Here is an 11,442-nt window from a genome sequence, read left to right on the forward strand (position 1 = left end):
GTGTGTCCGCCTGATCCTGGCGGCGCCAGGGGACGCCCTCGCCGGGGACGGCGGGAGTGGGCCAGTCGGTCGGGGAGGTGTTCGTGGAGCTGGGGGACGTAGGGTCCTCCATAGGCGTTCCTCTCCGGTGAGAGGCGAGGCGGGCAAGGTCCCGCCCCTCACCAGCTCATTCGTTCAGGGATGGGCGATCAGTTGGGAAGTCTTCGGCCCTCGGCGTTGGCGCGCCGGGGGCCGCTTCGTTGTCCGCGCCAGACGTGGGGTCAGGCCGTGAGGTCGTACGACGTCTGGGCATCCAGCCACGCGTCCACCTCCCGCCAGCGGTAGCGCAGGTGACGGCCGACCTTGTGGACGCTGGGGCCGATGCCCCGGTACTTCCACTGGTAGAGGGTCTTGACCGGCACCCCGAGGTACGCGGCCACGTCGGCGGGAGTGGCGAGCTGGTCACGCTCGGCGTCGGCAAGGCGCGGGGAGTGGTTCGGCAATGAGGTCTCCATATCGGAATCAGGGTTTTGGATGGCAGGGTGGGCAACACAGCCACACCACCTGGGAAACGTCCAGAGTGAATTCTGAAACTCCCGGCTACTTCCCTCGGCATCGCCGGGGAAGACCAAACAGTAAGGGCGGATCGCCGGTTGCCGAAATCGCTCCCGCGGAAGCTGAAATTTTCTGCGGCAAAGCAACCGGCGGAGGTGCCGGAATCCGGTACCTCAGCAGCTCAGAGGCGGCGCCAAGCGCTGAGAAGTGGCGTGGCTCGCCCAGCAGACATCGCGTCCGATAGCCGCTCAAATCGCCCACTTATTTGACGCGAAGGGAAGGTAGCACAACCTCCCCGCCGAAACGGCTCGTGATGTACCGGAATTCGACGAGACGAACACCACTTCGCCTCCGGGGGGCTTTTGGAGAGTTTAAGAACTAACTCTTGCCACGACGGTCGACTGTAAGTTACAGCTATTTGTCATGCCCAACCGACCTGTCGAAATAGGCCCAGCCGGCCTCCACACTGCCCGCGCCATCGAGCACCCACGCCTCGTGCCAGCCTGCCCCAGCGCCAGCTCGCCGCTCCTCCCGCAGCCCTGCTGCCCCCGTGGCTGACGCACACCGCCGCGACCCACGCCACCCCCCAGTCCCCAAACCTCATCCAGGAGGCCCTTCTTGGCTGACGTGTACGACCGCTGGCACAAGTCCCACCCCAACCCCGCTGAGACCGAGTGCGGCGAGCACAAGAGCCGTACGAAGCGGATGGTCCCTACCGCCGATCACGGCACCGGCAAGCGCTGGCAGGTCCGTTACCGCGACCTGGACGGCCATCAGCGCAAGGAGAACTTCCACACGAAGGCCGAGGCGGACAACCGCGCCGCCGAGGTCGACGTCGAGATCCGGCGCGGCTCCTACGTTGTCCCGGCCGAGACCAAGCAGACGCTCGGCGCCTATGCGCAGAAGTGGCTCGATGCGAACTCCGTCGGCCCGACGACCGCGCTCCGCTACGAGGCGACGGTCCGCAACCACATCGTCGAGCACCTCGGCCGACGCGAGTTGCGGTCCCTCAACCAGCCCTCGATCATTCAGGGTTGGATTCGCACGCTCCAGGACGCCGAACTGGAGGTGTCGACGATCGAGGGCATCTTCGACATCCTCTCCAGCATCCTCGGCATGGCCGTGGAGGACGGGCTGCTGCCGAAGAACCCCTGCAAGGCCAAGTCGGTCAAGCTGCCGACCGCGACCAAGAAGAAGATCGTCCCCTGGTCGTTGGAGCGTGTGCGCGCCGTCATTGCCGGTCTCCCGAAGCGTTTCCAGGCCGGCGGCAAGCTCGCCTTCGGCTGCGGCCTGCGTCAGGGCGAGGTGTTCGGCTTCGCAGTCGAGGACATCGACTTCAAGGGCGGCTGGATCCACGTCAACCGCCAGGTACGGCTCGTCGGCACGAAGCCCGTCTTCGCCCTCCCCAAGGGCAACAAGATCCGGTCGGTGCCCCTACCGGCCCAGCTTGCCGTCGCCGTCAAGGCCCACATGAAGGAGTTCCCGGCGGTCGAGGTCACCCTGCCCTGGGCCAAGCCGGACGGTGAGCCGAAGACGTTCCGTCTGCTCTTCGTCGACGCGAAGGAGCGGGCGTACAACCGCAGTGTCTTCAACATGGGCGACTGGAAGCGCGCCTTGGCCGCCGCTGGCGTGATCCCTCCCCGAGAGCGGGGCGCACGCTACCTCCAGGCGGCCCCGGAAGACGGCATGCACGCCCTCCGGCACGCCTACGCCTCCGTCCTCTTGGACGCGGGGGAGAGCATCAAGGCGCTCTCCGAGTACCTCGGCCACTCGGACCCGGGATTCACGCTGCGGACGTACACGCACCTGCTGCCGTCGAGCGAGACCCGCACCCGCAAGGCGATCGACGACGCCTTCACGGAAACGGAAGCCGAGGCGGAAGCGGAAGCCGACGGCGACCCACCCGCCACCCAGGGCGCATCAGCACCCCCAGCAAAACCAATGTGCCCTCAATGTGCCCTGGCCGCCTGACGGCCCACCCGGCACCAAAAAGGGCGAGGCCCGAAGACCCCGCCCAACCCGCAAGAAACCCCAGCTCAGAGCCGATCAGGGCCACACAAGGCAGTACGGCTGATGCCCCGCCTCATGCAGCCGGTGGCTGAAGTCCTGCCACTCGTGCAGCAGCTGGTACACGTTGAACGCGTCCCGTGGGCCGCCCCGGTCCGGGACTGTCGACCAGATGAAGGCTGCCGCGCCGACGGCCTCCTCGCCTATGTCGCGGAGGGGGTCGACGACCGTCATGGGGAGCTTCACGACCGCGTAGTCCGGGTGCAGGACGACCAGTTCCAGGGGCGGCACCTTGTGCAGGGGGACGCCCTCGATGCCGGTGAGGACCATGGCCGCCATGGTCTCCGGCTTGATCTTGGTGAACATGCCGTTCATACCGAGCTCGTCGCCGCCGAGTTCCTCGGGGCGCATCGAGATCGGGACACGGGCCGCCGTCGCGCCGTCCGGCGCGCCGAAGTACTTGTACGTCACCCCCACCCGACCACCATTCCTGCTCCCCGCCCGGAGGCGGTCGGCCCGCGCATCGTTCACCCGGTCGATCCCGTCGATCCGGTCGACCCGATCGATCCGCTCGGGCTCGTTCGGTCCACTCGGTCCACCATGTGCCTGACGTGCTTCGCCGCTGTTCTCCGCGTCGCGCCGGTGCCTTCCCCGCCGGGCACGTCGAGGACCCAGGTCATCAGTCCCCTCGCCCAGTCCGCCACCGCGATGCATATCTCCACCCGACTGCTTTTCTAGGACGCGTGGCCCCCGCCGCGCAACCCGATCATCGTGTCAGTGACCTCCCCCACGGCCGCCCGCCGAAACGTGCGCTGAAACACCTGTCCGCAGGATCTTCGCAGTCTCTGACCATCACGGCCCGCAAGAGCTGTGTGTTCAAGAGCTGTGTGTATCGGCACTCAGTTTCGCAGATCACCGATGATCTCAGCAGATCGATCGCGGTAGTGGATCAGCAGGGCCCAGGGAAGTCGGGCCCGTCGCCCTCCCCAGCCCCTTCCGAGCCCCTGGCCTACCCTGAGGAGGTCACCCAGCAACCGGAGTCCGAGCAAGTCGGAGAAGGTCGGAGAAGTCGCAGGTCATGAGCGAAACGCCCTCTTCGGGAGCGCTGCCGGCAGCGCCCTACCCCTACGATGCGCCTGTCTCGCAGGCCCTGTTCGACCGCGCGGCCGCCGTCACGCCGGGCGGGGTGAACTCCCCGGTGCGCGCCTTCCGCGCCGTGGGCGGCACGCCCCGCTTCATGGTGTCCGGCAAGGGCCCGTACCTGACCGACGCCGACGGGCGCGAGTACGTCGACCTGGTCTGTTCCTGGGGGCCGATGATCCTCGGGCACTCCCACCCGGAGGTCATCGCCGCCGTCCAGGAGGCCGTCTCCCGCGGTACCTCCTTCGGTACGCCCGGTGAGGGCGAGGTCGCGCTCGCCGAGGAGATCGTGGCCCGGGTGGAGCCCGTGGACCAGGTGCGGCTCGTGTCCAGCGGGACCGAGGCGACCATGTCCGCGATCCGGCTGGCCCGCGGCTTCACCCGGCGCAGCAAGGTGATCAAGTTCGCCGGGTGTTACCACGGTCACGTCGACTCGCTGCTCGCCGCGGCCGGCTCGGGCGTCGCCACCTTCGCGCTGCCGGACACCCCGGGCGTCACCGGCGCCCAGGCCGGCGACACCATCGTCCTGCCGTACAACGACCTGGAGGCCGTGCACGAGGCGTTCCACCGGCACCCCGGTGAGATCGCCTGCGTCATCACGGAGGCGTCGCCGGGCAACATGGGCGTCGTACCGCCGCTGCCCGGGTTCAACCAGGGGCTCAAGGACGCGTGCGCGAAGAACGGCGCGCTGTACATCTCCGACGAGGTCATGACCGGCTTCCGCACCAGCCGGGCCGGCTGGTACGGCGTCGACGGGGTCCGGCCCGACCTGATGACCTTCGGCAAGGTCATGGGCGGTGGTTTCCCGGCCGCCGCGTTCGGCGGACGGGCCGATGTGATGGCCCATCTGGCTCCCGCCGGGCCGGTCTACCAGGCCGGCACCCTCTCCGGGAACCCGGTCGCGACCGCCGCCGGACTCGCCCAGCTGCGGCTGCTCGACGACGCGGCGTACGACAAGGTCAACGCCGTGTCCCGGCAGATCCAGACCCTCGTCTCCGAGGCGCTCAGCAAGGAGAGCGTCGCGCACACCGTGCAGAGCGCCTCCAACATGTTCTCGGTGTTCTTCATCGACCGTCCGGTGCGGAACTACGAGGACGCCAAGGCGCAGGAGTCGTTCCGCTTCAACGCCTTCTTCCACTCGCTCCTCGCGAACGGCGTCTATCTGCCGCCGTCGTCCTTCGAGTCGTGGTTCGTGTCCACGGCCCATGACGAGCGGGCCGTCCAGAAGATCGCCGACGCCCTTCCGGCGGCGGCCCGAGCCGCCTCGGAGGCGACCGCGTGAGCACCCAGTCCGACATCACCGTCGTCCACGTCATGCGGCACGGGGAGGTGGCCAACCCCGACGGGGTCCTGTACGGGCGGCTGCCCGGCTACCACCTGTCCGAGCTGGGGCGGCAGATGGCCGACCGGGTCGCGGACCACCTCGCCTCCCGGGACGTCGTCGACGTCTGCGCCTCCCCGCTGGAGCGGGCGCAGGAGACCGCCACACCGATCGCCAAGGCGCACGGTCTCGACCTGGGCAGCGACGCGCGGCTCATCGAGGCCGCCAACGTCTTCGAGGGGAAGACCTTCGGGGTGGGCGACGGCGCGCTGCGCCGGCCCGGCAACTGGAAGCACCTCGTCAACCCGTTGAAGCCGTCCTGGGGCGAGCCGTACGTCGACATCGTCGTACGGATGATGGGGGCGCTGGACGCCGCCAAGGAGCGGGCGCGGGGACACGAGGCCGTGCTGGTCAGCCATCAGCTGCCGATCTGGATCGTGCGGTCCTACGTCGAGAAGCGGCGGCTGTGGCACGACCCGCGCAAGCGGCAGTGCACGCTCGCCTCGCTGACCACCTTCACCTACCAGGGCGACCGGATCGTCTCCGTCGGCTACACCGAGCCGGCCCGCGATCTGGTCCCCGCCCATCTGCTGGCCGGCGCCAAGCCGGTGAAGGGGAAGCAGAAGGCGTTCGGGGCGTAAGCGTTTTCTGCGTACTTCCGTTACCAAACGCGGAACTACTGGCGGAACTTCCCCGTTCGCCATGTCCTCTCCATGGGTGACACCACAGGGCATGACGAACGGGGGACGCGCGATGCGCACCTTCAGCCGCAGGGGAGCACTCGGACTCGGCGCGGGCGCGGCCGCCGCCGTCGGACTCACGGGGTGCGGAGGCTTCACCTCTTCGAAGTCGGACGGGTCGAGCGGGGCCGGCGGCTCCGGGAAGGGCCCCGACGGCAGCCCGAGCGCCGGCCCCAGCGCCACCGCCCGCCCCATCGGCGACGGCTCCACCGCCTTCACCGGCAAGCAGCCCCACCAGCCGGCCAAGCCCGTGCCGCTGGAGCCGGGGCAGGAGCCGCCGCAGTTCGTCGTGTTCTCCTGGGACGGCGCCGGCGAGGTCGGCAACGGCCTCTTCCCGCGCTTTTTGGACCTCGCCAAGGAGCACGGCGCGTCCATGACCTTCTTCCTCTCCGGCCTCTACCTCCTGCCCGAGTCGAAGAAGCGTCTCTACGACCCGCCGAACAACAACCGCGGCGCCTCCGACATCGGGTATCTCACCGACGACCACATCAAGGACACGCTGGCGGGCGTGCGCCGCGCCTGGCTCGAAGGGCACGAGATCGGGACCCACTTCAACGGGCACTTCTGCGGGGAGGGGCGCGGCTCGGTCGCGCACTGGACGTCGCAGCAGTGGCGCAGCGAGATCGACCAGGCGAAGTCCTTCGTCAAGGAGTGGCGCACCAACAGCGGGTGGACCGATCTGCCGTCCCTGCCGTTCGACTACGACAAGGAACTGATCGGCGGCCGCACGCCCTGTCTGCTGGGCCAGGACAACCTGCTGCCCACCGCCCGCGAGCTGGGCTGGCGCTACGACGCCTCCTCGCCGGGCGGCCGCCAGGTCTGGCCCCGCAAGAAGCTGGGCATCTGGGACCTGCCGCTCCAGCAGATACCTTTCCCCGGCCGTGGCTTCGAGGTCCTCTCCATGGACTACAACATGCTGGCCAACCAGTCGATCAACACCACCAAGGCGCCCGCCCACAACTACCCGGGCTGGCGCGAACAAGCCGCCCAATCGTATATATCCGGCTTCAAGCGGGCATACGAGACGAACCGCGCGCCTTTCTTCGTCGGCAACCACTTCGAGCAGTGGAACGGCGGCATCTACATGGACGCCGTCGAGGAAGCCCTCAAGTACATCGCCGGCGAGAAGGAGAAGGGCGGCGACGTACGGATCGTGTCCTTCCGGCAGTTCGTCGACTGGATCGACGTACAGAAGCCGGAGGTGCTCGACAAGCTGCGCACCCTGGAGGTCGGCCGGCAGCCGGCCGGCGGCTGGAAGACGTTCCTGGCCGACGCTCCGAGCGGGACCCCGAACGCCGCCTGAAATGCGCAAGTGCCCCCCGTAAGGGGGGTGCGCAAGATCCGCAGAACGGGCATGCGAAAGTATTCACATGAGTGCCGCCTGCCGCGCCCCCCTGCGCTCGACCACCGCCGGCCGCCCGCGCCGCGCCGCCCTGAGGACCGCCGCCGGAGCCGCCGTCGCCGCCCTGCTGCTGTCCGCCTGCACCTCCGGAGGCACCTCCGGAGGAGGCGGCAACACCAACTTCGTCATGGGCAAGGACGGCATAGCCACGGTGACGAAGGGCCAGCGGGACGCGGCCCCCGACCTCTCCGGCAAGACGGTCGACGGCGAGCAGCTCAGCGTCGGCGACTACAAGGGCAAGATCGTCGTCCTGAACGTCTGGGGCTCCTGGTGCGCGCCCTGCCGTGCGGAGGCGCCCAACTTCGAGAAGGTCCACCGGGACCTCAAGGACCAGGGCGTGCAGTTCATCGGCATCAACACCCGCGACACCGAGGTCCTCAACGCCCGCGCCTTCGAGAAGGAACAGGGCGTCACCTACCCCAGCCTCTACGACCCGACGAGCAAGCTCCTGCTCCGGTTCGAGAAGGGCACCCTCAACCTCCAGGCGATCCCCTCCACGCTCGTCCTCGACCGGGACGGGAAGATCGCCGCGCGCTCGCTGGCCGCGCTCAGCGAGGAGAAGCTCCGCAAGATGATCGACCCGGTCCTCGCGGAGAAGTGACGTGACCGCAGTCACCACGCTCGCCGCCGTCGGCTACAACGACACGGTGCTCAACGGCGCCCTGCTCGTCGCCCTGCCCATCGCCCTGCTCGGCGGCCTCGTCTCCTTCTTCTCGCCCTGCGTCCTGCCGCTCGTCCCCGGCTACCTCTCCTACGTCACCGGCATCAGCGGCACCGACCTCGCCGAGGCCCGGCGCGGCCGGATGGTCATGGGCGCCTCCCTGTTCGTGCTCGGCTTCACCGCCGTGTTCGTCTCCAGCGGGGCCCTCTTCGGCTACTTCGGGGACACCCTCCAGGCCGAGAAGAGCATCCTGTCCAAGGTGCTCGGCGTGCTCATGATCCTCATGGGCGTGTTCTTCATGGGGCTGATGCCCTGGCTGACCCAGCGAGAGTTCCGCTTCCACCGGCGGCCCGCGACCGGGCTCGTCGGCGCGCCCCTGCTCGGCGCGCTCTTCGGGATCGGCTGGACGCCCTGTATCGGCCCGACCCTCGCCTCCGTGCTCGCCCTGTCCGCGCAGCAGAACAGCGCCGGCCGCGGCGCCGTGCTGACCGTCGCCTACTGCCTCGGCCTCGGTCTCCCCTTCGTGCTCGCCGCCATCGCCTTCCGCAAGGCGCTCGGCGCCTTCACCTGGGTCAAGCGCCACTATGTCTGGGTGATGCGGATCGGCGGCACGATGATGATCCTGACCGGACTGCTGCTCCTGACCGGCGTCTGGGACCGCATCGTGCAGGACATGCAGACCTGGTCCAACGGCTTCACTGTGGGGATCTGATCGATGAGCAAGACCACCGCGCCCACCGACCCCGTGCCCACCGACCCGGCGCCCGACGACGCTGCCACGGACCAGGACCTCGGCGCCGCCGGCTCCCAGCTGTCCACCGCACCCCGCGAGACGCTCGGCTCCGTGCCCGCCCTCGGCGTCATCGGCTGGGCCCGCTGGTTCTGGCGTCAGCTCACCTCCATGAGGGTCGCCCTGCTGCTCCTGCTGCTGCTGGCGCTCGGCGCGATCCCCGGCTCGCTGATCCCGCAGTCCGGCAGCGACGAGACGAAGGTCGCCGACTTCCGCGCGGCCCACAAGACCCTCGCACCGATCTACGACCAGCTCGGCCTCTTCCACGTCTACAGCTCGGTGTGGTTCTCCGCGATCTACATCCTGCTGTTCGTCTCCCTCATCGGCTGTATCGTGCCCCGCACCTGGCAGTTCGTCGGCCAGCTGCGCGGCCGGCCGCCGGGCGCGCCCAAGCGGCTGACCCGGCTGCCCGCGCACACCACCTGGCGGACCGAGGCGACGCCCGAGGAGGTCCACGAGGCCGCCCTCGCCCTGCTGAAGAAGCGCCGCTTCCGCGCCCTCCCCCACAGCCCTAAAGGCGTGGGAGGTGCCCCCATCGTCGGTGACGCGGTCGCCGCCGAGAAGGGCTATCTGCGGGAGGTCGGCAACCTCGTCTTCCACATCGCGCTGATCGTGATGCTGGTCGCCTTCGCCTGGGGCCAGCTGTTCAAGTCCGAGGGCAACAAGCTGGTCGTCGAGGGCGACGGCTTCTCCAACGTCCTCGTCTCCTACGACGACTTCAAGTCGGGCAACCTCTTCCACACCGACGACCTGGAGCCGTTCAGCTTCACCCTGGACAAGTTCCACGGCACCTATGAGCTCAGCGGCCCCAACCGGGGCACCGCGCGCACCTTCGAGGCGGCCCTCACCTACAGCGAGGGCGCCTACGGCAAGGACCGGAAGACCGTCGTCCAGGTCAACCACCCGCTGGAGATCGGCGACGCCAAGGTCTATCTCACCGCCCACGGCTACGCCCCCGTGGTGACCGTCCGCGACGGCAAGGGCGAGGTGGTCTACCGCGACGCGGTGCCGCTGCTGCCGCTCGACGGCAACATCACCTCCTCCGGTGTGGTCAAGGTCTACGACGGCTACCGGAACCCGCAGGGCGAGTCCGAGCAGCTCGCCTTCCAGGCGTTCTTCCTGCCGACCTACGGCGGCGAGGGCACCACGATGCTCTCCCGGTTCCCCGCGCTGCTGAACCCGGTGCTGTCGCTGAACGCCTACCACGGCGACCTCGGCGTCAACTCGGGCATCCCGCAGAGCGTGTACCAGCTCGACAAGAAGAAGATGAAGGAGTTCAAGGACACCGACGGCGAGCTGCTGAAGAAGCAGCTGAAGCCCGGCGACACCATGGAACTCCCGGACGGCGCCGGCTCGATCACCTACGAGGGCACCAAGCAGTGGGCGAACTTCCAGATCGTCCAGGCACCCGGCAGCGGCTGGGCCCTGGCGGGCTCGCTCGCCGCGATCCTCGGTCTCGCCGCCTCCCTGTTCATCCAGCGCCGCCGCGTGTGGGTGCGGGCCACCACCGGCGCCGACGGCGTCACCGTCGTCGAGATGGCCGGGCTCGGTCGCAGCGAGTCCGCCAAGGTACCCGAGGAACTAGGCGACCTCGCCGGGATCCTGTACGACCAGGCACCCGGGGCACCCGACCCGGACCAGGAGCCCGACCCTTCAGATTCACCCGACCCCGACCCCGAAGTCGTACCTGCCGAAGGGGCTGACAAGTGACTCTCGCCGTCGCAGCCAACGAGAACCTCGCGAACATCAGCAACACGCTGATCTACTCCGCGATGGCCGTCTACACCCTGGCCTTCTTCGCCTACATCGCCGAATGGCTCTTCGGCAGCCGCAGCAAGGTCGGGCGCACGGCGGCCGCGCTCACCGCCGATGCCAGGACCAAGGCGCAGGCGCCGGCCGTCACCGTGAAGAAGGCCGGAGGGACCGCCGTACTGGAGCGGCCGAAGGTGGTCGTGCGGGCGGCGACGGGTACGCGGGACGTGCCGGACGGGCCCGGGGCGCACGGCGGGGACGAGCAGGGGGACCTCTACGGGCGTATCGCCGTGTCCCTCACGGTGCTCGCCTGGGCCATCGAGCTGGGTGGGGTCATCGCCCGCGCGGCCTCGGTGGAGCGGGCGCCGTGGGGCAACATGTACGAGTTCAACATCACCTTCTCCACCGTGGCCGTGACCGTGTACCTCACGCTGCTGGCCCTGAAGAAGAACGTGCGCTGGCTGGGGCTGTTCCTGATCACCACGGTCCTCCTCGATCTCGGCCTCGCCGTCACTGTCTTGTACACCGCCAGCGACCAGTTGGTTCCCGCCCTCCACTCGTACTGGCTGTACATCCACGTCTCCACCGCGATCCTGTGCGGCGCGGTGTTCTACGTCGGCGCGGTCGCCGCGATCCTGTACCTGTTCAAGGACTCGTACGAGAACAAGCTGGCGAGCGGCGGCAAGCCCGGCAAGTTCGCCAACTCGGTCCTGGACCGGCTGCCCGCCTCCGCGTCCCTGGACAAGTTCGCCTACCGCGTCAACGCGGCCGTCTTCCCGCTGTGGACCTTCACGATCATCGCGGGCGCCATCTGGGCGGGCGACGCCTGGGGCCGCTACTGGGGCTGGGACCCCAAGGAGACCTGGTCCTTCATCACCTGGGTCGCCTACGCCGGCTATCTGCACGCCCGCGCCACGGCCGGCTGGAAGGGCCGCAAGGCCGCGTACCTGGCGCTGGCCGCCTTCGGCTGCTGGCTGTTCAACTACTACGGCGTCAACATCTTCGTCTCCGGCAAGCACTCCTACGCCGACGTCGGCCTGGGCGTCCTCCGGTCCGCCGGGTTCTGAGACCTGAGCCGTAGAACACGTGCGAAAC

The 11,442-nt window shown here is 68.7% G+C and carries 10 protein-coding genes; 8 read left to right on the top strand and 2 right to left on the bottom strand.

What is annotated here, in order from left to right:
- Positions 1-260: 260 nt before the first annotated feature.
- A complete protein-coding gene (locus ACH5AC_RS29545; protein WP_398865254.1) occupies positions 261-482 on the bottom strand; it encodes a helix-turn-helix transcriptional regulator in 222 nt (73 codons plus the stop codon).
- 679 nt (positions 483-1,161) lie between these two features.
- On the opposite strand from ACH5AC_RS29545, the gene ACH5AC_RS29550 reads away from it, so the two are divergent.
- The gene (locus tag ACH5AC_RS29550; protein WP_398865402.1) at positions 1,162-2,505 is read left to right on the top strand and encodes a tyrosine-type recombinase/integrase; all 1,344 of its coding nucleotides are present in this window, start codon (positions 1,162-1,164) and stop codon (positions 2,503-2,505) included.
- A gap of 75 nt (positions 2,506-2,580) precedes the next feature.
- Here the strand turns inward: ACH5AC_RS29550 and ACH5AC_RS29555 are convergent, their stop codons facing one another.
- The gene (locus ACH5AC_RS29555) at positions 2,581-3,255 is read right to left on the bottom strand and encodes a hypothetical protein (RefSeq protein ID WP_398865255.1); all 675 of its coding nucleotides are present in this window, start codon (positions 3,253-3,255) and stop codon (positions 2,581-2,583) included.
- Positions 3,256-3,646: 391 nt separating this feature from the next.
- Between ACH5AC_RS29555 and hemL the strand changes: the two genes are divergently transcribed.
- From hemL to ccsB, 7 genes are all read left to right on the top strand, one after another.
- On the top strand, positions 3,647-4,963 hold the full coding sequence (gene hemL / locus ACH5AC_RS29560; protein WP_398865403.1) for a glutamate-1-semialdehyde 2,1-aminomutase: 1,317 nt from the start codon (positions 3,647-3,649) through the stop codon (positions 4,961-4,963).
- Between the two features lie 32 nt (positions 4,964-4,995).
- On the top strand, positions 4,996-5,643 hold the full coding sequence (locus tag ACH5AC_RS29565) for a histidine phosphatase family protein (RefSeq protein WP_398865405.1): 648 nt from the start codon (positions 4,996-4,998) through the stop codon (positions 5,641-5,643).
- A gap of 112 nt (positions 5,644-5,755) precedes the next feature.
- Positions 5,756-7,045: a hypothetical protein gene (locus ACH5AC_RS29570; RefSeq protein ID WP_398865406.1), complete on the top strand. Its 1,290-nt coding sequence runs from the start codon at positions 5,756-5,758 to the stop codon at positions 7,043-7,045.
- A 67-nt stretch (positions 7,046-7,112) separates the two neighbouring features.
- Positions 7,113-7,745: a TlpA family protein disulfide reductase gene (locus ACH5AC_RS29575; protein WP_398865256.1), complete on the top strand. Its 633-nt coding sequence runs from the start codon at positions 7,113-7,115 to the stop codon at positions 7,743-7,745.
- Position 7,746: 1 nt separating this feature from the next.
- Positions 7,747-8,517 carry a cytochrome c biogenesis CcdA family protein gene (locus ACH5AC_RS29580; RefSeq protein ID WP_398865257.1) on the top strand — a complete coding sequence of 257 codons (771 nt, stop codon included), beginning with the start codon at positions 7,747-7,749 and terminating at the stop codon, positions 8,515-8,517.
- A 3-nt stretch (positions 8,518-8,520) separates the two neighbouring features.
- Positions 8,521-10,305, top strand: coding sequence for a cytochrome c biogenesis protein ResB (locus tag ACH5AC_RS29585; protein WP_398865258.1), 1,785 nt, complete (start codon positions 8,521-8,523; stop codon positions 10,303-10,305).
- Positions 10,302-11,414, top strand: a complete 1,113-nt coding sequence (gene ccsB / locus ACH5AC_RS29590) for a c-type cytochrome biogenesis protein CcsB (protein ID WP_398865259.1) — start codon at positions 10,302-10,304, stop codon at positions 11,412-11,414. Before ACH5AC_RS29585 ends, ccsB begins: the two co-directional genes overlap by 4 nt.
- Positions 11,415-11,442: the final 28 nt, after the last annotated feature.

Source organism: Streptomyces sp. NPDC018693 (assembly GCF_044391385.1).
Classification (GTDB): domain Bacteria; phylum Actinomycetota; class Actinomycetes; order Streptomycetales; family Streptomycetaceae; genus Streptomyces.

Coding starts and splice junctions, on each gene's coding strand:
- ACH5AC_RS29555 (WP_398865255.1), bottom strand. CDS start 3,255: ATGCATCGCGGTGGCGGACTGGGCGAGGGGACTGATGACCTGGGTCCT.
- ACH5AC_RS29565 (WP_398865405.1), top strand. CDS start 4,996: ATGCGGCACGGGGAGGTGGCCAACCCCGACGGGGTCCTGTACGGGCGG.
- ACH5AC_RS29570 (WP_398865406.1), top strand. CDS start 5,756: ATGCGCACCTTCAGCCGCAGGGGAGCACTCGGACTCGGCGCGGGCGCG.
- ACH5AC_RS29575 (WP_398865256.1), top strand. CDS start 7,113: ATGAGTGCCGCCTGCCGCGCCCCCCTGCGCTCGACCACCGCCGGCCGC.
- ACH5AC_RS29585 (WP_398865258.1), top strand. CDS start 8,521: ATGAGCAAGACCACCGCGCCCACCGACCCCGTGCCCACCGACCCGGCG.